The sequence below is a fragment of the Enterobacter cloacae complex sp. 2021EL-01169 genome (assembly GCF_020733125.1).
Classification (GTDB): domain Bacteria; phylum Pseudomonadota; class Gammaproteobacteria; order Enterobacterales; family Enterobacteriaceae; genus Enterobacter; species Enterobacter roggenkampii.
Window position 1 is genome coordinate 148,723 of sequence record NZ_JAJFTC010000003.1, and the last position, 22,188, is coordinate 170,910.

Genomic DNA, 22,188 nt, shown 5'->3' on the forward strand with positions numbered 1-22,188 from the left:
AAAGCGAGAATCTGATGAAAGTAACAATCGAAACGGGCGTCGCGCCCTACAGCGACGCATGGGCCGGGTTTCGCGGTGAAGAATGGAAAAACGCCGTCAACGTCCGCGATTTTATTCAGCATAACTACACCCCTTATGAAGGCGATGAAGCTTTCCTCGCGCAGGCGACGCCAGCAACGACGGCGCTGTGGCAGAAGGTGATGGTCGGCATTCGTCAGGAGAATGCCACCCACGCCCCGGTGGATTTTGACACCAACATTGCCACCACCATTACGGCCCACGGGCCGGGCTACATCGACCAGGATCTGGAGACGATCGTCGGCCTGCAAACCGACAAGCCGCTCAAGCGCGCCCTGCATCCGTACGGCGGGATCAACATGATCCGCAGCTCGTTTGAAGCCTATGGCCGGGAAATGGATCCGCAGTTCGAATACCTGTTTACCGACCTGCGCAAAACCCACAACCAGGGCGTGTTTGACGTCTATTCGCCAGAGATGATGCGCTGCCGCAAATCCGGCGTGCTGACCGGTTTGCCGGACGGCTACGGGCGCGGGCGCATCATCGGCGATTACCGCCGCGTGGCGCTCTACGGTATCCGCTATCTGGTGCGCGAGCGTGAGCTTCAGTTCGCCGATCTGCAGGGCAGGCTGGAACGTGGCGAAGATCTGGAGGCGACGATCCGCCTGCGCGAAGAGCTGGCGGAGCATAAGCGCGCGCTGCTGCAGATCCAGCAGATGGCGGCCAACTATGGCTTTGATATCTCACGCCCGGCGATGAACGCCCAGGAAGCAGTGCAGTGGCTCTATTTCGCCTACCTGGCGGCGGTGAAATCCCAGAACGGCGGAGCGATGTCGCTGGGGCGCACGGCCTCGTTCCTCGATATCTACATCGAACGCGACATGCAGGCGGGGCGGCTGAACGAGGTGCAGGCGCAGGAGCTGATCGACCACTTCATCATGAAGATCCGCATGGTGCGCTTCCTGCGCACGCCGGAATTCGACACGCTCTTCTCCGGCGATCCGATCTGGGCCACGGAAGTGATCGGCGGCATGGGGCTGGACGGCCGCACGCTGGTGACCAAAAACAGCTTCCGCTATCTGCACACCCTGCACACCATGGGGCCCGCGCCGGAGCCGAACCTGACGATCCTCTGGTCTGAACAGCTGCCGATCGCGTTCAAGAAATACGCCGCGCAGGTGTCGATCGTTACCTCCTCGCTGCAATACGAGAACGACGATCTGATGCGCGCCGACTTCAACAGCGACGACTACGCCATTGCCTGCTGCGTCAGCCCGATGGTGATCGGCAAGCAGATGCAGTTCTTCGGCGCACGCGCCAACCTGGCGAAAACGCTGCTGTACGCGATCAACGGCGGGGTGGACGAGAAGCTGAAGATCCAGGTGGGGCCGAAAACCGAGCCGCTGCTGGATGAGGTACTGGATTACGACACCGTAATGGCGAGCCTCGATCACTTCATGGACTGGCTGGCGGTGCAGTACATCAGCGCGCTGAATCTCATTCACTACATGCATGATAAGTACAGCTACGAAGCCTCGCTGATGGCGCTTCACGACCGGGACGTTTACCGCACCATGGCCTGCGGCATTGCCGGGTTGTCGGTAGCGGCGGATTCCCTGTCCGCCATTAAATACGCCACGGTGAAGCCGGTGCGCGATCATACCGGTCTGGCGGTCGATTTCGTGATAGAAGGGGATTACCCGCAGTACGGCAACAACGATGACCGCGTGGACAGCATCGCCTGCGACCTGGTGGAACGCTTTATGAAGAAAATTCAGGCGCTGCCAACCTACCGCAACGCGGTGCCGACTCAGTCGATCCTGACCATCACCTCCAACGTGGTTTACGGGCAGAAGACCGGGAACACGCCGGACGGACGACGCGGCGGCACGCCGTTTGCCCCAGGCGCGAACCCCATGCACGGCCGTGACAGAAAAGGGGCGGTGGCCTCGTTAACGTCGGTCGCCAAGCTGCCGTTCACCTATGCCAAAGACGGGATCTCTTACACCTTCTCCATCGTGCCGCAGGCGCTGGGCAAAGACGAGCTGGTGCGCAAAACCAACCTGGTAGGGCTGCTGGACGGGTACTTCCATCACGAAGCGTCTATTGAGGGTGGGCAGCACCTGAACGTTAACGTGATGAACCGGGAGATGCTCCTCGATGCCATTGCGCATCCGGAGAATTACCCGAACCTGACGATCCGCGTTTCGGGCTATGCGGTGCGCTTTAATGCGCTGACACGCGAGCAGCAGCAGGACGTGATTTCGAGGACGTTTACGCAGGCGATTTGACGAAAACCTACTCTCATGCCCCCTCACTGCAGGGGGCATTTTTTTGCCCGCTAAACATACAAAATTGTTTATATAATTACTCACACATATTCATCCGCTCTTGAAAAACAATGCTCCTGCTTTTTCCTATAACAGCATGTAAGGACTGTAAGATGATGAAAATGACCCGCATTGCGTTGGCTGCTGCTTCACTGGTGGTGTGCAGTTTTACGGCGCAGGCCGCGAACGTTGAGGCTGCCCCGTCACCGTCCCAGGATCCTCTGGTACAACACCTGAAGCTCAGCAATGAGCAGGTGAAAAAGATTGAAGATCTGCATAAGCAGCTGGAACAAAATGTCAGCAAGATCCCGATGACGGGCGTGAAGGACGGCGCGCTGATCGACATGTTCCAGGCGGGAAAATGGGACGAAAGCACGGTGAAAAGCCAGCTTAGTGCATTCAGCAAAATTGAAGAGCAGACCCGCTATTACCGCGTGAAATATTACTTCGACGTCAGTCAGGTATTGACGCCGGAACAGCGCAAACAGATTAGAACGGATATGGCTAACGCGCTGGCTAACTGATTTCCTGCCCGCGCACCGCGCGGGTTTTTATTTCTTGATCGGTGTCACTTTTAGAAAAATACCGTCTATCAACCCATTAACAAAGCAAAATTTCCTCTATCATTCGAAAATCCTCATAAAAGTTGTGACTTTTTTCTCCCTCGCTCCGGTTAAGATTTTCTCACATCAATAACAAGCACCTGCTGCTATCTGAATCGCCATCGCTGGCGATCGGAACCTTATAAAAACAACTGTTTACCCTACAAAATAAGCGAGTGCTCCATGGATACGGCAACAAACAGCAGTGTCATTGTGAATGATTCCCCCGCGGCAAGGCGGGCGGGAATGAGTGAAAGCGAGTGGCGAGAGGCGATCAAATTCGACAGCACCGACACGGGCTGGGTCATCATGAGTATCGGGATGGCTATCGGTGCGGGGATAGTTTTTCTCCCCGTGCAGGTCGGATTAATGGGGCTGTGGGTCTTTTTGCTCTCGTCCATTATCGGTTATCCCGCCATGTATTTATTCCAACGGTTGTTTATTAACACGCTGGCAGAATCCCCGGAATGCAAAGACTACCCGAGCGTAATTAGCGGGTATTTGGGTAAGAACTGGGGAATTTTATTAGGTGCGCTCTATTTCGTGATGCTGGTGATCTGGATGTTTGTCTATTCCACGGCCATTACCAACGACAGCGCCTCGTATTTGCACACCTTCGGCGTGACCGACGGTTTGCTCTCGGAAAATCCGTTCTACGGTTTATTCCTGATTTGCATTCTGGTCGCGATTTCTTCACGCGGCGAAAAGCTGCTGTTTAAAGTGTCCAGCCTGATGGTGCTGACCAAATTATTCGTAGTTGCCGCGCTGGGCCTGTCGATGATCGGCCTCTGGCATTTAGCCAACGTGGGCATGCTGCCGCCGCTGGGGCTGCTGATTAAAAACGCCATCATTACGCTGCCCTTTACCTTAACCTCCATTCTCTTTATTCAGACCCTCAGCCCGATGGTGATCTCTTACCGCTCGCGTGAAAAATCGGTGGAGGTGGCGCGTCATAAGGCGCTGCGGGCGATGAACATTGCTTTTGGCGTCCTGTTTGTGACGGTCTTCTTCTATGCCGTCTCTTTCACCCTGGCGATGGGGCACGATGAGGCGGTCAAAGCCTACGAGCAGAATATCTCTGCCCTGGCGATTGCGGCGCAGTTTATCAGCGGCGACGGCGCGGGTTGGGTCAAAATCGTCAGCGTGATCCTCAATATCTTCGCCGTGATGACCGCGTTCTTCGGCGTCTACCTCGGCTTCCGCGAGGCCACGCAGGGTATCGTCATGAACATCCTGCGCCGCAAAATGCCGGCAGAAAGAATCAATGAAAACGCCGTCCAGCGCGGGATTATGCTGTTCACCATTCTGCTGGCCTGGAGCGCGATAGTCCTGAACGCGCCGGTGTTGAGCTTCACCTCCATCTGTAGCCCCATCTTCGGCATGGTGGGCTGTCTGATCCCGGCATGGCTGGTCTACAAGGTACCGGCGCTGCATAAATATAAAGGCGTATCGCTGGTGATTATTGTCATCACCGGACTGCTGCTTTGTGTTTCTCCTTTCCTCGCATTCTCCTGAGGGTAATTAAGGTCGTAACGATGTCTGAGCAAACTCATCCTTTATGGAATCAATTTATTCGCGCGGTGCAGGAAGAAGTGAAGCCTGCCCTTGGGTGCACCGAACCCGTCTCTCTGGCACTGGCCTGTGCGACTGCCGCAGACCTTCTGCCGGGGGAGGTCACACGGATTGAGGCGTGGGTCTCGCCGAACCTGATGAAAAACGGGCTGGGCGTGACGGTACCGGGTACCGGCATGGTCGGATTACCGATTGCGGCGGCGCTGGGCGCAATTGGCGGTAACGCGCACGCCGGACTGGAGGTGTTGAAAGATGCCACAGCCGATGCACTGGTCCGCGCCAAAGCCCTGCTTGAGGCAGGGCAAGTGCAGGTAAAACTGCAGGAGCCCTGCGATGAGATCCTCTATTCCCGCGCCTGCGTTTATGCCGGGGAACTCTCGGCAATGGTGACCATCGCGGGCGGGCATACCCGGGTGATGGAAGTGGTTTGCCAGGGGGAAACGCGCTTTACGCTGGATAAGCCCGTGACCGAGGTGGATGACAACCCGCTGGCGGTACTGTCGCACGCTACGCTGTCGCAGATCCTGGAATTTGTCGAGCAGGTGCCGTTTGAAGCCATTCGCTTCATCCTGGAAGCAGGGCAACTGAATGATGCGCTCTCCCGCGAAGGGCTCAGCGGGAAGTGGGGGCTGCACATTGGCGCAACGCTTGAAAAGCAGCGCTCGCGCGGATGGCTGGCGCAGGATCTGGGTTCAGACATTGTTATTCGCACCAGCGCCGCCTCGGATGCCCGGATGGGGGGCGCAACGCTGCCGGCGATGAGCAATTCGGGCTCCGGTAACCAGGGGATCACCGCCACCATGCCCGTCGTTGTTGTGGCTGAGCACCTTCAGGCCGGTGACGAACGGCTGGCGCGGGCGCTAATGCTCTCGCATCTGTCGGCGATCTATATCCATTATCAGCTTCCGCGCCTGTCCGCACTGTGTGCGGCGACAACGGCGGCGATGGGCGCTGCGGCGGGCATGGCGTGGCTGATGGGTGGCCGTTATCGGACCATCGCAATGGCGATCGGCAGTATGATCGGTGACGTCAGCGGGATGATCTGCGACGGGGCGTCAAACAGCTGCGCCATGAAGGTTTCCACCAGCGTCAGCAGCGCCTGGAAAGCGGTGATGATGGCGCTGGATGAGTCGGGCGTGACGGGCAACGAGGGGATTGTCGCGCACGATGTGGAGCAGTCGATCGCGAACCTGTGCGCACTGGCGTGCCGCTCGATGCAGGCAACGGACCGGCAGATTATTGAGATCATGGCGAGTAAGGTGTAGCGAGTTCAGGGCTCTATCTGTTCCCTCTCCCTGTGGGAGAGGGTTAGGGTGAGGGCGTTCTTTAAACCGGCAAATCAATCAGCAGCGCGCGCAGCGGCGTATCCGCCACCAGGGTGATATTCGCTTCATCACGAATAAACGCACCGTCGCCGCAGGTGAGCGCTTCTTTCTGTTCCGCGTGCGTCACCGCATGCACCGTACCGTGAATCGACTGCAGATAGGCGCGCGGGCCGTGAAGCTGGAAGCTTGCCTGCTCACCTTTCTTCAGCTCGATATGGTGCAGCCACACCTGCTGACGCAGCTGCAGGCTCTCTTTACTGCCATCAGGGGATGCAATCAGCTGCTGCTTATCGCCCGTTAAATCTAACTTCTGTACCAGCGGATTTTCCCGCTCAGGGCAGGCGTCGAGCCACAGCTGCATGCGGGTCAGCGTTTTGTCTTTGCTGAGGTTATGCTCGCTATAGCTGATGCCCGGCTGCGTGGAAATTAACAGCGCTTCGCCAGCCTTTGCCTGGACATGATTGCCCTCGCTATCGCGGTATTCTGCCTCGCCTTCCAGGATCAGGTTCAGGATATCGACTTTCGGGTACGTACGCGGCTGGAAGGAGGCGCCCGGGGCGAGCACTTCCTGGTTCAACACGCGCAGTGAAGCGTAACCGAGGAGTTTAGGGTCAAAGTAGTGTCCAAAGGAAAAGGTGTAGCGGGCCTGCAGCCAACCGAAATCGGCTTGTCCGCACTGTTTAGCTGTTCTTGTCGTAATCATAAACTTGACCTCTCTTTACACTAAAACAATGGTAAAGGTATGGACGCTTCATTGTTAGCCAGATATTCTGCCTGGTATGTTCAAATTTCCTGAATGAGAACGAGATGGCTAAAGAGAGAGCATTGACGCTTGAGGCGCTTCGCGTCATGGACGCGATTGACCGGCGCGGCAGTTTTGCGGCGGCGGCCGATGAACTGGGGCGCGTTCCGTCTGCGCTGAGCTACACCATGCAGAAGCTGGAGGAAGAGCTAGACGTGGTGCTGTTTGACCGCTCCGGTCATCGAACAAAATTCACCAACGTGGGCCGAATGCTGCTGGAGCGCGGCCGCGTGCTGCTGGAAGCGGCGGATAAGCTGACGACCGACGCCGAAGCGCTGGCGCGCGGCTGGGAAACCCATCTGACGCTCGTGACCGAAGCGCTGGTGCCGACCGAAGCGCTGTTTCCGCTGGTGGACCGCCTGGCGGCGAAGGCCAATACGCAGCTGTCGATCATCACCGAGGTGCTGGCAGGGGCGTGGGAGCGCCTGGAGACGGGCAGGGCAGATATCGTTATTGCGCCGGACATGCACTTCCGTTCCTCATCGGAAATCAACTCGCGCAGGCTCTACAGCGTCATGAACGTCTACGTTGCCGCCCCCAACCATCCGATTCACCAGGAGCCGGAGCCGCTCTCTGAAGTGACGCGCGTGAAATATCGCGGCGTGGCGGTCGCGGATACCGCGCGCGAGCGTCCGGTGCTGACGGTGCAGCTGCTGGATAAACAGCCACGTCTGACGGTGACCTCACTGGAAGACAAACGGCAGGCGCTGCTGGCCGGTCTGGGCGTGGCGACGATGCCGTACCCGTTTGTGGAGAAAGATATTGCGGAAGGGCGGCTGCGGGTCGTGAGCCCGGAGTACACCAGCGAAGTGGATATCATTATGGCGTGGCGTCGCGACAGCATGGGCGAAGCCAAATCATGGTGCCTGCGCGAAATACCCAAACTCTTCGCCCACCACAATAAATAAACGAGTAGGCCCGGTAAGCGTAAGCGCCACCGGGCAGTAATTTACGCGACGATCTTAGGATCCGGACCAAAGCGGTTTTCGCCCGGCGTCCCGCTCTGACAGTTGAAGATAAGAATCACGATCCAGCCCACGATCGGGATCAACAGCAGCAATAGCCACCACGCCGAACGATCGGTATCGTGCAGCCGACGGAACAATACCGCCCACGATGGCAGCAGGACTAACAGGCCATAAATGGTGGTCAGCACGCCTTCACCGCCAGCCCGCTCCCAGCCAAGAATTTTATCCACAATACCCAGCACCATGATGAGGATGAAGTTCACCAGAACGAACATCCAGTACTCTTTGCGGCGGGCGCGGCCACCAAATCCAATGTAGTTGCGCAGTACTTTTAAATACCAGTCCATTTTCCTTGCCTCATTAGTCAGTCAATCACTTGTTTTCTAAGCGATCGAGGTAAGAATAGATGGAGATTGTGAATTAAAAAAGGGCATCTGGTGATGCCCTTAATATTTATCCAAAACGGACGTCGCGCCCGTGCGGTTCATCCAGATCCTGCCACGGCCCAATGGAGATAATACCCGTCGGGTTGATGGTCTTGTGGCTGCGGAAATAGTGGGTGCGAATATGGTCGAAGTCGACCGTCTCCGCGATGCCCGGCATCTGGTAGATGTCGCGCAGGAAACCATGCAGGTTCAGGTAGTCGCTGATGCGGTGCTTGTCGCACTTAAAGTGGGTGACATAGACCGGATCAAAGCGAACCAGCGTGGTCCACAGGCGAATGTCCGCTTCCGTCAGGCGATCGCCCGTCAGGTAGCGATGCTGGCCCAGGATCTGTTCCAGGCGTTCCAGCGATTCAAACACCTTTCCAACCGCTTCGTCATACGCTTCCTGGCTGGTGGCGAAACCGGCCTTATAGACACCGTTATTGACGTTGTCGTAAATCCAGCCGTTCAGCTCATCAATTTTCTCGCGCAGCTCCACCGGATAGTAATCTCCGGCACGGGCGCCGTGCGCGTCAAACGCGGTATTGAACATGCGGATGATTTCCGCAGACTCATTGCTGACAATCGTCTGGTTTTTCTTGTCCCACAGTACCGGCACGGTCACGCGCCCGGTGTAGTGCGGATCGGCGCGCAGATAGAGCTGGTACAGGAAATCGTGGTGATAAAGATCGTCGCCGGTTGCCGCAGGGAAATCACTGTCAAAGGTCCAGCCATTTTCCAGCATCAGCGGGTTGACCACGGAAACCGGAATGAAGGATTCGAGACCTTTAAGCTTGCGCACGATCAGCGTGCGGTGGGCCCACGGGCAGGCGAGGGAAACATAAAGATGATAACGATCTTTCTCAGCCGCGAAGCCGCCTTCGCCGCTCGGGCCTGGTGCGCCGTCGGCGGTCAGCCAGTTACGGAAGGCCGAAACAGAGCGCTTAAAGCGACCTCCGGTGGATTTGGTGTCATACCAGACATCCTGCCAGACGCCGTCTACGAGTTGTCCCATTTTTTCTCCTCCGTCAGATAGCAAAAGCGAGGAGATGTCTCCTCGCTTTGTGTTTATTCAGTATAGCGTGCTTACCATTTCTTATTCAGAACGCGGTCGATGCTGTATGCGCCCGGGCCAGTGACAGCCAGCAGCAGGAAGCCACCCGCGATGGTTAGGTTTTTCATGAACATCAGTGAGTTCACGCCTTCCGCAAAGTTGCTGTGGAAGATGAACGCTGTCAGCACGGTGAAGCCTGCGGTAAACAGCGCGGTGGTGCGGGTCAGGAAGCCGAACAGCACTGCCAGGCCGCCGCCGAACTCAAGAAGAATGGTCAGTGGCAACAGGAACCCCGGAACGCCCATGGCTTCCATATACTGCTGGGTACCCGCATAACCGGTGATTTTTCCCCAACCTGCCACGATGAACAGAATTGGCATCAGAATACGCGCGACCAGAACACCAACATCTTCTAATTTTTTCATTTTACTCTCCAGGAAACCACATCAGCGGCTGAACGTTATTTGTCTGCAATTCCGGGTAGATACCGCGTCGTTGCTGTCGATGGAGAGCATCATAAACGTGACGGTGGGCGATTGTTAGCAAGGAAAACTGTCAATCTTCTTCAAAGATATTGAGTAAGGGAGGGGGAGGATTTTGCCGGGTGGCGCTGCGCTTACCCGGCCTACGCGTGCAAGCAGGCCGGGTAAGGCGTAGCCGCCACCCGGCGAGAAGGCTAGCGAAATTGCTGCTGACGGATCGTGGCTTTCACCAGACGCCAGGCGCTCCAGGCACCAAAACCACGGCGCGCCCAGCGGATGAGCATATTTGGATGACGAACCGTCCAGATAGCCATCACGCTGCTGCCGACCAGCGCCCATGAACGCAGGCTCAGGAAGGTGTTCCAGCCCCGGTCAAACCGTCGCGTCGCGTCAATCCAGTCGCGACGGCTGGCCGACAGATCCAGCCGTTGCTGCTGGATCTGGCTTAGCAGGTACGCTTTTCGCTTTTGACGTTCGGCTTTACCGCTCACGGCTTGTCATCCTCCAGCAGGGCGCGATCGTTAGCCAGCTCCTGACGCGTATGGCGCAGGAACGTGGACTTACGCGCTTTACGCAGCGTCCATATGCCGCCAATCAGCGCCGCGACCAGCAGAACGACGGTCGTGGCAATCATGGCGTTAAGACGATACTGCGGGTCAATGGCCCAGATGATTAACACCATCAGGCTCATCAGACCAAACGCGGCGAAGAGCATGGTCAGTCCAAGCATCAGCAGCATCTGGAAGAGGTTCGCTTTCTCCTCCTCCAGTTCGACCACTGCCAGCCGGACGCGCGTTTCGGCAATCCCGACCAGCGTCGTCAAAATACGCTGGCCGATGCCGAGGACGTTGTTAGCAGGCCCTTGTGCGTGACGAGGATCTTCCATATCAACGACGCGTCAGCAGGACACCCAGTACCACACCGACTGCGGCACCAATCCCGACACCCGTCCATGGATTATCACGCACGTATTCGTCCGCACGCGCGGCCGCTTCGCGGGTCTGTTTTGCCAGCGCATCGCCGGTTTCACCCAGGCGATAGCGGCTCTCTTTCAGCGCCTGCTCCGCCTTGCTGCGCAGCTTGCTGACCTCTTCTTTTGACTTGTCAGCAGAGGAGTTCAGCACCTCTTCCAGGGTATCGGCCAGGGATTTCAGTTCAGCGCGCAGATGTTCAGACGTCGTATCTTTTGACATGATTCTCTCCTGTTGAGATTTCCGTTAACTCAATAATCGCGAGCTTCCAGCGCTTTCAGGTCGTCCTGCGCTTCTTTCAACTTCTTCTCGCGCTTAGCAATTTTTTCCGCATCCCCTTTCTCTTTCGCTTCCTGCAGGTCGCGACGGCGCTCGGCTATCTCGTCCTTCTGTTCAGCGATTTTCTTCTGGTGGTCGGCACGCAGCTTGCTGTCTGAACAGTTCGCTTTCACTTCGCTCAGCGCTTTTTTAAGACCATCAACACGGTGCTGATTGTTATGCTTTTCGGCATAACCGATCTCACGCTGAATATCCTGTTCTTTCTCCTGACAGAGAGAATTTGCGAAGGATGCTGTGCTTAAAGAAAAAAGGGCCAGAGCCAGAGTCATGCGGAATTTCATTATCGAAACCTTCCATTGTGTTGCGGCGTAAGCCGCTATCCAAAGTTATGCGGAGTACATTCGAGGGGTGCTCCGCGTACTTAAGCATAGTAAGTAAACGGGGGATTCACCAAAGTGAGTGAAAAGATTCGGAATCCTGGTAATTATCCAAACCGATGCGACGTATCGCGAATCAGCGACAGCCAGGCAGCAGGCTGGCTGTCATCTTCCTGCTGAGCGATGATATACCCGTGCGGCAGCGTACGGTCGAGAACCACTTTTGCGGCGGCACTTTGCGCACGGGAATCAAACTTGATCAGTAAAACATCGTCCTGCGGGGTGATGCTTTTAAAGCGGATCCCGTTCGCGTCCAGATGGTGCCAGACAGAAAAACCGTCAGGCACGCTGGCACCCTGGTTCACCGGGCGAATGGCCAGCGTGGATTCCTGGTGCGAAAGCGCGCTCCATGCCAGCAGCATGGCGCTGAGCACCACCAGTGTTATCACGGCGCAGGCAAAACGGCGCAGGGCGAGCGGTGAGATAGCCATCGTTAGCCTCTGGCTCCGTATTTCTTTTTCCACAGGACGACCAGCGAGCCGATCAGACCGAAGACCAGCAGCACCACAGGCAGCAGCATCAGGCAGGACATCAGCTGGTCTTCATATTTCATAAAGACTGGCGTTTTCCCCAACGCATAGCCGAGCGTCGTCAGAATCAGTACCCACAGCAGGCCGCTCATCCAGTTAAAGAACTGGAAGCGCGCGCTGCTCAGCCCCGACAGACCGGCAATGGTCGGCAACAGAGTGCGTACAAAGGCGATAAAGCGGCCAATCAGCAGCGCAGAAAGCCCGTGCTTATGGAAAAGGTGGTGCGCCCGCTGGTGATAATGTGCAGGCAGGTGCGAGAGCCAGTTCTGGACGATCCGGGTATTGCCCAGCCATCTTCCCTGGATGTAGCTGACCCAGCAGCCGAGACTCGCAGCGACAGTCAGTAACAAAATAGTTTGCGGGAATGCCATCGCCCCTTTAGCGCACAGCACGCCGACAAGCACCAGTAAACTGTCACCGGGCAGGAAAGCAGCAGGCAGCAAGCCGTTCTCAAGGAACAGGATCATAAACAAGACGAAATAGAGCATGCCAATCATGGAAGGGTTGGCCAGCGTTTCAAAATCCTGCGCCCAGAGGGCATGCAGTAGTTGGGTCAAAAGTTCCATTCAGTGTTCCTGGAAATCGGTTAACGTCATGCCTGTTATCCGGGACAAACAGCACGGCGACATGGTTGTGATTTCATTATGGTCGCTCGCGGACACATTGCGGTGTGGCCAACACTGTTCCCTGTTAATTGGCTGGTTAGCAAGCACTAACTTACAAAATAACGAAGTGAATCCAATTGTAACAAAGCCCAACGTTCTGCGTCACAGAATTTGCAGGCGTGAGTTGATTTTGGCGTAAGCCCAGAAAGTGAGCGAGGGGATTTACAAAGGCTGACACTATATATGTTTTGCTTACCCACGTTCGCCGGAAGGCGCAGCGAAGCGCCTGCCAGCGGGAAGGTCATCTATTTTGCGGCACTGGGGACCGTATCGAGATGAACAACGGGATTGTCGGCGAAAAGATAGCGGTCAGCGTTAAATTCGAAGTCGTCGCTGGTTTCATTGAACAGCATCTGCTTAGTGTTTTCCAGGTGCTGCCACATCGCCAGCTTAGCGGCGTGCGGATCTTTACGAATCAGCGCTTTAAGGATTTGATCGTGATCGTCACACCAGTTGTCGACGGTACGGGAATCGATATGGTCGTGCAGTTTTTTCCAGTACGGGTTGTGAACGCGCTGAGTCCACATTTTCTCAACGATTGCCGCCAGCGCCGTATTCTGGGTTGCCAGGGCGACCTGGACGTGGAACTGCAGATCCCACTCTGAATCGCGGAAACATTTTTCCTTGCGGGCATTCTCCTGGATTTCCATCAGCTTCATGATGTCCTGCTTGGTCACCTGCGTCGCCGCAAATTCGGCAATGTTGCTTTCAATCAGCTGGCGAGCCTGGAGCAGCTCAAACGGGCCATAGCTGGCGAATTCCAGACTTTCGTCCGCGACGGGAGAGTGTTTCGGCAGATTGGAAATGACGTGAATGCCGGAGCCTTTGCGTACCTCAACGTAGCCTTCGACTTCCAGCATGATGATCGCTTCACGCACCACGGTGCGGCTGACGCTTTTTTCATCCGCGATAAAGCGCTCGGCGGGCAGTTTATCACCGACAAGATAGACACCTTGCTCGATGCGATCTTTCAGCTCCGCAGCAAGTTGTTGATATAAACGACGTGGTTCGGTGATTTCCATATGCGCTCCAGACAGGGTACGGCAGATGATTTGTTATACCACTTTTGCGTGCCACTCTCCAGATTTTGCCATTAAAAAAGCCGCTACTGAGCGGCCTTTAAATGCCCGGCGGCGCTTCGCTTGCACGGGCCTACGGGTTTTGTAGGCCGGGTAAGCGTAGCGCCACCCGGCACAGCAATGCTAACTCTGCGTGGCCGGTTTTCCGAGTGACTCTTTTGCCAGCTCCTCTGCCGATTTGCTTTTCAGCACCGTCCAGATCACCACCGCGCCCAGCAGGTCGAAGACCGCCAGTACTGCAAACAGCGGGCTGAAGCCGATGGTATCCGCCAGCGCGCCGACGACCAGCGCGAACATCGTACTCGCGGTCCAGGCGGCCATCCCGGTCAGGCCGTTGGCGGTGGCCACTTCGTTGCGACCGAAGACGTCAGACGAGAGCGTAATCAGCGCGCCGGACAGGGACTGGTGCGCAAAACCACCGATGCACAGCAGGGCGATGGCCACGTACGGGCTGGTGAACAGGCCGATCATGCCCGGGCCAATCATCAGCAGTGCGCCCATGGTGACCACCATCTTACGGGAAACGATCAGGTTCACGCCAAACCAGCGCTGGAACAGCGGTGGCAGGTAGCCACCGACGATACAGCCCAGGTCAGCGAACAGCATCGGCATCCAGGCGAACATCGCGATCTCTTTCAGGTTAAAGCCGTAGACTTTAAACATGAACAGTGGGATCCACGCGTTGAAGGTCCCCCAGGCCGGTTCCGCCAGGAAACGCGGCAGGGCGATACCCCAGAACTGACGGGTGCCCAGGATCTGCCAGACGGTCATTTTTTTGCCGTTATTGGTCTGATGCTGCGCTTCCTGACCACCAATGATGTACTCGCGTTCTTCTTCGGAGAGTTTTTTCTGATCGCGCGGGTGCTTATAGAAAACCAGCCACGCGATTGCCCAGGCGAAGCTCAGCACGCCGGAAATGATGAAAGCCATCTGCCAGCTGTGCATCACGATAGCCCACACCACCAGCGGCGGCGCAATCATCGCCCCGATGGACGAACCCACGTTGAAGTAGCCGACAGCAATAGAGCGCTCTTTTGCCGGGAACCACTCGGAACTGGCCTTCAGTCCCGCCGGGATCATCGCGGCTTCTGCCGCACCGACCGCACCGCGCGCCAGCGCCAGGCCGCCCCAGCTGCCCGCCAGCGCGGTGGCTCCGCAGAACACCGCCCAGGCGATGGCGAAGAAGGCATAGCCGATTTTGGTACCGAGGATATCCAGCACGTAGCCTGCAACAGGCTGCATGATGGTGTACGCCGCGGAATAGGCAGCAATGATGTAGGAGTATTGCTGCGTGGAGATATGCAGCTCTTCCATTAACGTCGGCGCTGCGGCTGCGACGGTGTTACGCGTCAGGTAGCCCAGCACGGTGCCTAACGTCACCAGTGCGATCATGTACCAACGTAACCCTTTAATTTTACGCATGTAAAACCTCATCGTTATAGTATTGCCGTGCCGGGACACGGTAACCGCTCGACCGTTGCCGGGAGCCGTTCAGTAACGGGAGGGGCGTAACCGGGAAATGTCCCGGAACGGCCCGAACCTTGCCAAAAGTCATCTGCATAAGTCGGTTTCCGTACCGTTAAATCTGGTGTAACTGACACCAGGAATGCATTCCGTCGGCTTATAGTTTGCGACGGCGAAAAGATAACTTGTCATACAGCTTTAAAAGGTGAGTGACATCACAAATGTATGATTCTTTGTGGGGACATTATTCGTGTCGCTTCAAGCCAGTACTGGCGCGGCTTGTAGAAGGATTTACTCCAATTTGGGTAATGTATTTGTCTGCGTTTATTGATCTCACTCACGAAAAAAACGTCGGATGGTGGAAATTGGTGTGATAACTTTGCAGCATATGAACATACGCTTTCTGACGCTCCCGTAATGAGGAAGACGATAATGACGCCGTTTATGACCGACGATTTTCTGTTAGATACCGAATTTGCTCGCCGCCTGTACCACGACTATGCAAAAGATCAGCCGATTTTCGACTACCACTGCCATCTGCCGCCGCAGCAGGTTGCCGAAAATTACCGTTTCAAAAACCTGTATGACATCTGGCTGAAGGGTGACCATTACAAATGGCGTGCGATGCGCACCAACGGCGTGGCTGAGCGCCTGTGCACCGGCGATGCGACCGATCGCGAGAAGTTTGACGCCTGGGCGGCGACCGTCCCGCACACCATCGGTAACCCGCTCTATCACTGGACGCACCTTGAGCTGCGTCGCCCGTTTGGCATCACCGGCAAACTGCTCTCCCCAACGACCGCCGATGAAATCTGGGACCAGTGCAATGCGCTCCTGGCGCAGGAGAACTTCTCCGCGCGCGGCATCATGAAGCAGATGAACGTGAAGATGGTGGGCACCACCGACGATCCGATTGACTCCCTGGAGCATCATGCCGTTGTCGCCAAAGACACCTCTTTTGATATCAAAGTGCTGCCAAGCTGGCGCCCGGACAAAGCCTTCAACATTGAGCAGGCCACGTTCAACGACTACATGGCGAAGCTGGCGGAAGTGTCCGATACCGACATCCGTCGTTTCGCCGATCTGCAAACCGCGCTGACTAAACGTCTGGATCACTTCGCGGCGCACGGCTGTAAAGTCTCTGACCACGCGCTGGACGTGGTGCTGTTTGCGGAATCAAACGAGGCCGAGCTGGACGGTATTCTGGCGCGTCGCCTCTCCGGCGAAGCCCTGAGTGAGCACGAAGTGGCGCAGTTCAAAACGGCGGTACTGGTGTTCCTCGGTGCCGAATACGCGCGTCGCGGCTGGGTACAGCAGTACCACATCGGTGCGCTGCGCAATAACAACCAGCGCCAGTTTAAACTGCTGGGTGCGGACGTGGGCTTTGACTCCATCAACGACCGTCCGCTGGCGGAAGAGCTGTCAAAACTGCTGAGCGAACAGAACGAACAAAACCTGCTGCCGAAAACCATTCTCTACTGCCTGAACCCGCGCGATAACGAAGTGCTGGGCACGATGATCGGCAACTTCCAGGGCGAAGGGATGCCGGGCAAGATGCAGTTCGGTTCCGGCTGGTGGTTCAACGATCAGAAGGACGGCATGGAGCGTCAGATGACGCAGCTGGCGCAGCTTGGCCTGCTGAGCCGCTTTGTCGGCATGCTAACCGACAGCCGCAGCTTCCTGTCCTATACCCGTCATGAATACTTCCGCCGCATTCTGTGCCAGATGATTGGCCGCTGGGTGCACGCAGGCGAAGCGCCGGCGGATATTCAGCTGCTGGGCGACATGGTGAAAAACATCTGCTTTAACAATGCGCGTGACTACTTCGCCATTGAACTGAACTAGGGCCGTTTGAGGTTGATATGCAATACATCAAAATCCATTCGCTGGATAACGTGGCCGTCGCGCTGGCAGATTTAACCGAAGGCACGGAAGTCACCTTCGACAACCAGTCGGTGACGTTACGCCAGTCCGTTGGACGTGGACACAAGTTTGCCCTGATCCCCATTGCCAAAGGGGAGAACGTGGTGAAGTACGGTCTGCCCATCGGTCATGCGCTGGCGGATATCGCGCCGGGTGAATACATCCATTCCCACAACGCCCGCACAAATCTGAGCGATCTGGACGAGTACAGCTATCAACCTGATTTACCTGCGGCACAAGAGCAGGCGGCGGATCGTGAGGTGCAGATCTACCGCCGCGCAAACGGCGACGTGGGGATCCGCAACGAGCTGTGGATCCTCCCGACCGTCGGCTGCGTGAACGGGATTGCGCGTCAGATCCAGACGCGCTTCCTGAAAGAGACCAACGATGCCGAAGGGACTGACGGCGTGCATCTGTTCAGCCACACCTACGGCTGCTCCCAGCTGGGTGACGACCACATCAACACCCGAACCATGCTGCAAAACATGGTGCGCCACCCGAACGCGGGCGCGGTGCTGGTGATTGGCCTGGGCTGCGAGAACAATCAGGTGGACGCCTTCCGCGAGACGCTCGGTGAGTTTGACCCTGAGCGCGTGCACTTTATGGTGTGCCAGCATCAGGACGACGAAGTGGAAGCGGGCGTCGAACAGCTTCATCAGCTGTATGAGGTGATGCGCCACGACAAGCGCGAGCCGGGCAAGCTGAGCGAGCTGAAGTTTGGTCTGGAGTGCGGCGGGTCTGATGGCCTGTCCGGTATCACCGCCAACCCGATGCTGGGGCGCTTCTCGGACTATGTGATCGCCAACGGCGGCACGACGGTGTTGACCGAGGTGCCGGAGATGTTCGGTGCGGAACGTATTCTGATGAGCCACTGCCGCGACGAGGAGACGTTTGAAAAAACCGTCACCATGGTGAACGACTTCAAGCAGTACTTCATTGCCCACAATCAGCCCATTTATGAGAACCCGTCGCCGGGTAACAAAGCGGGGGGGATCACCACGCTGGAAGAGAAATCCCTCGGCTGCACCCAGAAAGCAGGCGCGAGCCAGGTGGTTGACGTTCTGCGCTACGGCGAGCGCCTGAAAACGCACGGTCTGAACCTGCTGAGCGCGCCCGGTAACGATGCGGTCGCCACCAGCGCGCTGGCGGGAGCCGGCTGCCATATGGTGCTGTTCAGCACCGGTCGCGGCACGCCGTACGGCGGTTTTGTGCCGACGGTGAAAATCGCCACCAACAGCGAGCTGGCGGCGAAGAAAAAACACTGGATTGACTTTGATGCCGGGCAGCTTATCCACGGCAAGGCGATGCCGCAGCTGCTGACGGAATTCGTGGATGCGATTGTGGAAATTGCCAACGGCAGGCAGACCTGTAACGAGAAGAACGATTTCCGCGAGCTGGCAATCTTTAAGAGCGGTGTGACGCTATAAGTACTTTGTCGGGTGGCGCTAGCGCTTACCCGACCTACTAAACCCTGTAGGCCCGGTAAGGCGTAGCCGCCACCGGGCTTTTCTTTTTAACTGCGGAGGGCGTTCTTCGCTAAACGCGCGTCTTCCGCCTGACAGGCCGCCGCGGTAAACAGCACGTCGGTAGAGGAGTTCAGCGCGGTTTCGCAGGAGTCCTGCAGCACGCCGATGATAAAGCCGACGGCAACCACCTGCATGGCGATTTCGTTCGGGATGCCGAACATATTACACGCCAGCGGGATCAGCAGCAGCGAACCGCCCGCCACGCCGGATGCGCCGCAGGCGCACAGCGATGCCACCACGCTCAGCAGCAGCGCGGTTGGCAGATCCACCGGAATACCCAGCGTATGCACCGCCGCCAGGGTCAGTACAGTGATCGTAATCGCCGCGCCCGCCATGTTCACGGTCGCACCCAGTGGGATCGACACGGAATAGGTATCGCGATCCAGGTTCAGCTTCTCCGCCAGCGCCATGTTCACCGGTATGTTCGCCGCAGAGCTGCGGGTGAAGAAGGCATACACGCCGCTCTCGCGCAGGCAGGTCAGCACCAGCGGATACGGGTTGCGGCGGATCTGCCAGAACACCAGCAGCGGGTTGATTACCAGCGCCACCAGCAGCATACAGCCGACCAGCACAACCAGCAGTTGCGCGTAGCCCCACAGCGCGTCAAAACCGGTGGTTGCCAGCGTGGAGGAGACCAGGCCGAAAATACCGATTGGCGCAAAGCGAATCACCAGCTTCACCATAAAGGTGACAGCGTTGGACAAATCGTTGACCAGGTTTTTCGTGGTCTCGTTGCCGTGACGCAGCGCGAAGCCCAGACCAATCGCCCAGACCAGGATGCCAATGTAGTTTCCGCTCATCAGCGCGGTGATGGGGTTAGAGACCATGCTCATCAGCAGACCGCGAAGGACTTCCACAATCCCGGACGGCGGCGTGATATCACCGGCCGCGCTGGTCAGGTGCAGCGTGGACGGGAACAGGAAGCTAAACACCACGGCCGTTAAGGCTGCAGAGAAGGTTCCCAGAAGATACAGGAACAGAATAGGGCGAATGTTGGTTTTTTGTCCGTGCTGGTGGTTGGCAATCGATGCCATGACCAGCATCAGAACCAGTACCGGCGCGACGGCTTTCAGGGCGCCCACAAACAGCGTCCCGAGCAGCCCCGTGGCCTCCGCAGCAGGTTTTGACACCATGGCCAGCAGAATACCTAGCACCAGTCCTACTAGAATTTGTTTAACCAGACTTCCCTGCGCCAGGCGCGCAAAAAGACCCGTCGATTGTGTGCTCATACATTATTCCTGAGTGAAATTGCGTTCCATTCCGAATGTGCTCTTAGTCACATTTATGTCCGGATGTAAGTAAATGTTTGCCTGGTCGAGTATAGGGAATGCGCGAAAGGAGGGAAGCGTAAAATGCTGGATTTTACGTGTTGCGTCATGTTTTTTAACTATTGATTAACGAAAGTGCCGGGTGGCGCTGCGCTTACCCGGCCTACGGGGTAACGTTGTAGGCCCGGTAAGCGCAGCGCCACCGGGCAAAACGCATTAAGCCTGCTGCTTCTTATCGTGCTGGCGGTTAACCCAGGTATTGATAATCAGCGTCACGATCAGAATGCCAAACACCACGCCGAGCGAAATGGCGATCGGGATATGGTAGAAATCGACGATCAGCATCTTGATACCGATAAACACCAGGATCACCGACAGGCCGTACTTCAGCATGGAGAAGCGCTCCGCCGCGCCCGCCAGCAGGAAGTACATCGCGCGCAGGCCGAGGATGGCGAACAGGTTAGAGGTCAGGACGATGAACGGGTCGGTGGTCACCGCGAAAATGGCCGGAATGCTGTCCACGGCGAAAATCACGTCGCTCAGCTCAACCAGAATCAGCACCAGCAGCAGCGGGGTGGCAAACAGCAGGCCGTTCTTGCGCACGAAGAAGTGCTCGCTCTCGATCTTGTCGGTCATGCGCAGATGGCCGCGGATCCACTTCACCAGCGGGCGATCGCCAATCGCGGAGCCGTCCTCTTTCGCCAGCGCCATTTTGACCCCGGTGAACAGCAGGAACGCGCCGAAGACGTACAGCAGCCACTCGAACTGGGTAATCAGCCAGCTGCCAGCGAAGATCATGATGGTACGCAGGATAATTGCACCCAGCACGCCGTACACCAGCACGCGACGCTGCAGAGCCGCAGGCACGGCGAAGTAGCTGAACAGCATCAGCCAGACGAAGACGTTATCAACCGCCAGGGCTTTTTCAATCAGATAGCCGGTGAGGAAGGCGAGCGCCTGAGGATCGGCCACCGCGCGGCCTTCGGTCGAGGCCAGATACCACCAGAAGGCGGCGCAGAAGAGCAGGGAGAGAGTAACCCAGACCAGCGACCAGGCGGCGGCCTGTTTCATGGTCATGCCGTGCGCGCCGCGACGGCCCTGCAAAAAGAGGTCGATCGCCAGCATGATGAGCACGACAACCGCGAATCCGCCCCACAACATTGGAGTGCCGACAGAATGCATACTATTTTCCTTACACATAAAAAACAAAAACGGCCATGGTCAGAAGACGATAGCCGTTAGCTTTTTATGCATAGACCTCGCCTTCCGGCAAGGTCTCACTTACAACCACGAGGGTTGCCCGGCGACCGGATGCGGTATTGCACGCATCGTAATGACGATCCACCGGCGAAGAAGTTACTCCCCTTTGCAGGTAACAAAATATGTCAGACCATCGGTTTCGTCAATGGTCTGCGCCGTTTCATTACACAGCTTTACGCGATAACTTCCGCGCTCACGCCGTCTGCCGGGAATACCACGCCGGTCTGACGGCGGATCTCCGTTTGCAGCTTCGCCGTGGTGCGGCTCACCGCAAGGCCTGGGTGATTCACTTCGTTGTCTTCCACCAGACGGGCGAAGACCTCTGCCTCATAGAGCATAGTGTTAATATGCTGAGGCTGCGTCAGCTCCTGCGCTTTGCCGCCGCGCGGGACAAAGCTCACCTTCTGGCACTCGGAGATCTTCTCGATAACCAGCGAGCCCGCTTCGCCCTGAATTTCGCTCGGCAGGACAGAATCGCTCACCTTGGAGTGCTGCAGCGTCACGCTGAAATCACCGTAATCCAGCACCGCGACACCGTGCGCATCCACGCCGCTCTCCAGCAGGCTGGCGGTGGCCGTGACGCCGTGCGGCTCGCCCCACAGGGCCACGGCAGAGGCCAGGCAGTAGAAACCGATATCCATAATCGAGCCGTTCGAGAAGGCCGGGTTAAAGGTGTTCGGGTTCTCGCCATCGAGATAGCGCTGGTAGCGCGACGAGTACTGGCAGTAGTTGATAAACGCTTTGCGCACTTTGCCCACCTTCGGCAGGGACTGCTGCAGCAGCAGGAAGTTCGGCAGGCTGGCGGTTTTGAACGCTTCGAACAGCACCACCTGGTTTTCGCGGGCAAGCGCGATGGCCGCTTCCACTTCTTCGATGTTCGACGCCAGCGGCTTCTCGCAAATCACATGCTTTTTATGGCTGAGGAACAGCTTCGTTTGCGGGAAGTGCAGGGCGTTCGGGCTGGCGATATAGACCGCGTCAATGGCGTCGCTTTGCGCCATGTCATCAAGCGAGGTGAATAGATGCTCGACGAGGTAATCGTTGGCAAAACTCTGCGCCTGCTCAAGGCTGCGGGAATAGACTGCGGTAAGTTTCAGTTTGCCGGTTTCGTGGGCGGCGTCGACGAACTGGCGCGTGATCCAGTTCGTTCCAATGACTGCGAAACGTATCATAAACGTTTACGTACTCCGTAGCGGGGAACCTTTAGC

The 22,188-nt window shown here is 56.9% G+C and carries 22 protein-coding genes; 7 read left to right on the forward strand and 15 right to left on the reverse strand.

Annotation, left to right across the window (positions count from 1 at the left end; all coding sequences use genetic code 11):
* The first annotated feature begins 14 nt into the window (after positions 1 to 14).
* The 4 genes from pflB to LLF79_RS11885 all read left to right on the forward strand — a co-directional run bounded on the left by pflB (position 15) and on the right by LLF79_RS11885 (position 5,787).
* Positions 15 to 2,309 carry a formate C-acetyltransferase gene (gene pflB, locus LLF79_RS11870; protein ID WP_069598815.1) on the forward strand — a complete coding sequence of 765 codons (2,295 nt, stop codon included), beginning with the start codon at positions 15 to 17 and terminating at the stop codon, positions 2,307 to 2,309.
* Between the two features lie 152 nt (positions 2,310 to 2,461).
* Positions 2,462 to 2,872 (forward strand): Spy/CpxP family protein refolding chaperone, encoded by a 411-nt coding sequence (locus LLF79_RS11875; protein WP_008503131.1) that lies wholly within the window; start codon positions 2,462 to 2,464, stop codon positions 2,870 to 2,872.
* 261 nt (positions 2,873 to 3,133) lie between these two features.
* Positions 3,134 to 4,465, forward strand: a complete 1,332-nt coding sequence (locus LLF79_RS11880) for an amino acid permease (RefSeq protein WP_227879559.1) — start codon at positions 3,134 to 3,136, stop codon at positions 4,463 to 4,465.
* A 20-nt stretch (positions 4,466 to 4,485) separates the two neighbouring features.
* The gene (locus LLF79_RS11885) at positions 4,486 to 5,787 is read left to right on the forward strand and encodes a serine dehydratase subunit alpha family protein (protein ID WP_227879560.1); all 1,302 of its coding nucleotides are present in this window, start codon (positions 4,486 to 4,488) and stop codon (positions 5,785 to 5,787) included.
* Between the two features lie 61 nt (positions 5,788 to 5,848).
* Here the strand turns inward: LLF79_RS11885 and LLF79_RS11890 are convergent, their stop codons facing one another.
* Positions 5,849 to 6,550 carry a pirin family protein gene (locus tag LLF79_RS11890; RefSeq protein WP_039265423.1) on the reverse strand — a complete coding sequence of 234 codons (702 nt, stop codon included), beginning with the start codon at positions 6,548 to 6,550 and terminating at the stop codon, positions 5,849 to 5,851.
* A 104-nt stretch (positions 6,551 to 6,654) separates the two neighbouring features.
* On the opposite strand from LLF79_RS11890, the gene LLF79_RS11895 reads away from it, so the two are divergent.
* Positions 6,655 to 7,557, forward strand: a complete 903-nt coding sequence (locus LLF79_RS11895; protein WP_227879561.1) for a LysR family transcriptional regulator — start codon at positions 6,655 to 6,657, stop codon at positions 7,555 to 7,557.
* A gap of 41 nt (positions 7,558 to 7,598) precedes the next feature.
* Here LLF79_RS11895 and LLF79_RS11900 read toward each other — a convergent pair whose 3' ends face one another.
* The 11 genes from LLF79_RS11900 to LLF79_RS11950 form a co-directional block, all read right to left on the reverse strand.
* Positions 7,599 to 7,964, reverse strand: a complete 366-nt coding sequence (locus LLF79_RS11900; protein WP_008503136.1) for a DUF805 domain-containing protein — start codon at positions 7,962 to 7,964, stop codon at positions 7,599 to 7,601.
* A 106-nt stretch (positions 7,965 to 8,070) separates the two neighbouring features.
* Positions 8,071 to 9,057 (reverse strand): glutathione S-transferase family protein, encoded by a 987-nt coding sequence (locus tag LLF79_RS11905; protein ID WP_023326148.1) that lies wholly within the window; start codon positions 9,055 to 9,057, stop codon positions 8,071 to 8,073.
* Positions 9,058 to 9,128: 71 nt separating this feature from the next.
* A complete protein-coding gene (locus LLF79_RS11910; protein WP_023309292.1) occupies positions 9,129 to 9,521 on the reverse strand; it encodes a DoxX family protein in 393 nt (130 codons plus the stop codon).
* A gap of 251 nt (positions 9,522 to 9,772) precedes the next feature.
* Positions 9,773 to 10,069 carry a YqjK-like family protein gene (locus LLF79_RS11915; protein WP_045415271.1) on the reverse strand — a complete coding sequence of 99 codons (297 nt, stop codon included), beginning with the start codon at positions 10,067 to 10,069 and terminating at the stop codon, positions 9,773 to 9,775.
* Positions 10,066 to 10,464, reverse strand: coding sequence for a phage holin family protein (locus LLF79_RS11920; RefSeq protein ID WP_014885329.1), 399 nt, complete (start codon positions 10,462 to 10,464; stop codon positions 10,066 to 10,068). Before LLF79_RS11920 ends, LLF79_RS11915 begins: the two co-directional genes overlap by 4 nt.
* Position 10,465: 1 nt before the next feature.
* Positions 10,466 to 10,771 (reverse strand): YqjD family protein, encoded by a 306-nt coding sequence (locus tag LLF79_RS11925; RefSeq protein ID WP_008503141.1) that lies wholly within the window; start codon positions 10,769 to 10,771, stop codon positions 10,466 to 10,468.
* Between the two features lie 29 nt (positions 10,772 to 10,800).
* Positions 10,801 to 11,169, reverse strand: a complete 369-nt coding sequence (locus tag LLF79_RS11930; protein WP_008503142.1) for a DUF1090 domain-containing protein — start codon at positions 11,167 to 11,169, stop codon at positions 10,801 to 10,803.
* Positions 11,170 to 11,312: 143 nt separating this feature from the next.
* Positions 11,313 to 11,696, reverse strand: coding sequence for an EnvZ/OmpR regulon moderator MzrA (gene mzrA, locus LLF79_RS11935; protein ID WP_023294631.1), 384 nt, complete (start codon positions 11,694 to 11,696; stop codon positions 11,313 to 11,315).
* 2 nt (positions 11,697 to 11,698) lie between these two features.
* Entirely contained in the window at positions 11,699 to 12,361 is a 663-nt protein-coding gene (gene yqjA / locus LLF79_RS11940; RefSeq protein ID WP_008503144.1) for a DedA family general envelope maintenance protein YqjA, read from the reverse strand.
* Between the two features lie 344 nt (positions 12,362 to 12,705).
* Positions 12,706 to 13,482: a transcriptional regulator ExuR gene (gene exuR / locus LLF79_RS11945; protein ID WP_008503145.1), complete on the reverse strand. Its 777-nt coding sequence runs from the start codon at positions 13,480 to 13,482 to the stop codon at positions 12,706 to 12,708.
* Positions 13,483 to 13,662: 180 nt separating this feature from the next.
* Positions 13,663 to 14,961: an MFS transporter gene (locus LLF79_RS11950; RefSeq protein WP_008503146.1), complete on the reverse strand. Its 1,299-nt coding sequence runs from the start codon at positions 14,959 to 14,961 to the stop codon at positions 13,663 to 13,665.
* A gap of 474 nt (positions 14,962 to 15,435) precedes the next feature.
* On the opposite strand from LLF79_RS11950, the gene uxaC reads away from it, so the two are divergent.
* Both uxaC and LLF79_RS11960 read left to right on the forward strand, forming a co-directional pair.
* The gene (gene uxaC, locus LLF79_RS11955; RefSeq protein WP_227879562.1) at positions 15,436 to 16,848 is read left to right on the forward strand and encodes a glucuronate isomerase; all 1,413 of its coding nucleotides are present in this window, start codon (positions 15,436 to 15,438) and stop codon (positions 16,846 to 16,848) included.
* 17 nt (positions 16,849 to 16,865) lie between these two features.
* A complete protein-coding gene (locus tag LLF79_RS11960; protein WP_227879563.1) occupies positions 16,866 to 18,353 on the forward strand; it encodes a UxaA family hydrolase in 1,488 nt (495 codons plus the stop codon).
* 86 nt (positions 18,354 to 18,439) lie between these two features.
* Here the strand turns inward: LLF79_RS11960 and sstT are convergent, their stop codons facing one another.
* The 3 genes from sstT to LLF79_RS11975 form a co-directional block, all read right to left on the reverse strand.
* Positions 18,440 to 19,681: a serine/threonine transporter SstT gene (gene sstT, locus LLF79_RS11965; protein ID WP_008503149.1), complete on the reverse strand. Its 1,242-nt coding sequence runs from the start codon at positions 19,679 to 19,681 to the stop codon at positions 18,440 to 18,442.
* A gap of 255 nt (positions 19,682 to 19,936) precedes the next feature.
* Entirely contained in the window at positions 19,937 to 20,902 is a 966-nt protein-coding gene (locus LLF79_RS11970) for a TerC family protein (protein WP_021242367.1), read from the reverse strand.
* 251 nt (positions 20,903 to 21,153) lie between these two features.
* Entirely contained in the window at positions 21,154 to 22,152 is a 999-nt protein-coding gene (locus LLF79_RS11975; RefSeq protein ID WP_021242366.1) for a Gfo/Idh/MocA family protein, read from the reverse strand.
* Between the last annotated feature and the right edge of the window lie 36 nt (positions 22,153 to 22,188).

Bases quoted from the DNA above. Each gene is read 5' to 3' on its own strand.
- pflB (WP_069598815.1), top strand. From the start codon at position 15: ATGAAAGTAACAATCGAAACGGGCGTCGCGCCCTACAGCGACGCATGG.
- LLF79_RS11875 (WP_008503131.1), top strand. From the start codon at position 2,462: ATGATGAAAATGACCCGCATTGCGTTGGCTGCTGCTTCACTGGTGGTG.
- LLF79_RS11880 (WP_227879559.1), top strand. From the start codon at position 3,134: ATGGATACGGCAACAAACAGCAGTGTCATTGTGAATGATTCCCCCGCG.
- LLF79_RS11885 (WP_227879560.1), top strand. From the start codon at position 4,486: ATGTCTGAGCAAACTCATCCTTTATGGAATCAATTTATTCGCGCGGTG.
- LLF79_RS11890 (WP_039265423.1), bottom strand. From the start codon at position 6,550: ATGATTACGACAAGAACAGCTAAACAGTGCGGACAAGCCGATTTCGGT.
- LLF79_RS11895 (WP_227879561.1), top strand. From the start codon at position 6,655: ATGGCTAAAGAGAGAGCATTGACGCTTGAGGCGCTTCGCGTCATGGAC.
- LLF79_RS11900 (WP_008503136.1), bottom strand. From the start codon at position 7,964: ATGGACTGGTATTTAAAAGTACTGCGCAACTACATTGGATTTGGTGGC.
- LLF79_RS11905 (WP_023326148.1), bottom strand. From the start codon at position 9,057: ATGGGACAACTCGTAGACGGCGTCTGGCAGGATGTCTGGTATGACACC.
- LLF79_RS11910 (WP_023309292.1), bottom strand. From the start codon at position 9,521: ATGAAAAAATTAGAAGATGTTGGTGTTCTGGTCGCGCGTATTCTGATG.
- LLF79_RS11920 (WP_014885329.1), bottom strand. From the start codon at position 10,464: ATGGAAGATCCTCGTCACGCACAAGGGCCTGCTAACAACGTCCTCGGC.
- LLF79_RS11925 (WP_008503141.1), bottom strand. From the start codon at position 10,771: ATGTCAAAAGATACGACGTCTGAACATCTGCGCGCTGAACTGAAATCC.
- LLF79_RS11930 (WP_008503142.1), bottom strand. From the start codon at position 11,169: ATGAAATTCCGCATGACTCTGGCTCTGGCCCTTTTTTCTTTAAGCACA.
- mzrA (WP_023294631.1), bottom strand. From the start codon at position 11,696: ATGGCTATCTCACCGCTCGCCCTGCGCCGTTTTGCCTGCGCCGTGATA.
- yqjA (WP_008503144.1), bottom strand. From the start codon at position 12,361: ATGGAACTTTTGACCCAACTACTGCATGCCCTCTGGGCGCAGGATTTT.
- exuR (WP_008503145.1), bottom strand. From the start codon at position 13,482: ATGGAAATCACCGAACCACGTCGTTTATATCAACAACTTGCTGCGGAG.
- LLF79_RS11950 (WP_008503146.1), bottom strand. From the start codon at position 14,961: ATGCGTAAAATTAAAGGGTTACGTTGGTACATGATCGCACTGGTGACG.
- uxaC (WP_227879562.1), top strand. From the start codon at position 15,436: ATGACGCCGTTTATGACCGACGATTTTCTGTTAGATACCGAATTTGCT.
- LLF79_RS11960 (WP_227879563.1), top strand. From the start codon at position 16,866: ATGCAATACATCAAAATCCATTCGCTGGATAACGTGGCCGTCGCGCTG.
- sstT (WP_008503149.1), bottom strand. From the start codon at position 19,681: ATGAGCACACAATCGACGGGTCTTTTTGCGCGCCTGGCGCAGGGAAGT.
- LLF79_RS11970 (WP_021242367.1), bottom strand. From the start codon at position 20,902: ATGCATTCTGTCGGCACTCCAATGTTGTGGGGCGGATTCGCGGTTGTC.
- LLF79_RS11975 (WP_021242366.1), bottom strand. From the start codon at position 22,152: ATGATACGTTTCGCAGTCATTGGAACGAACTGGATCACGCGCCAGTTC.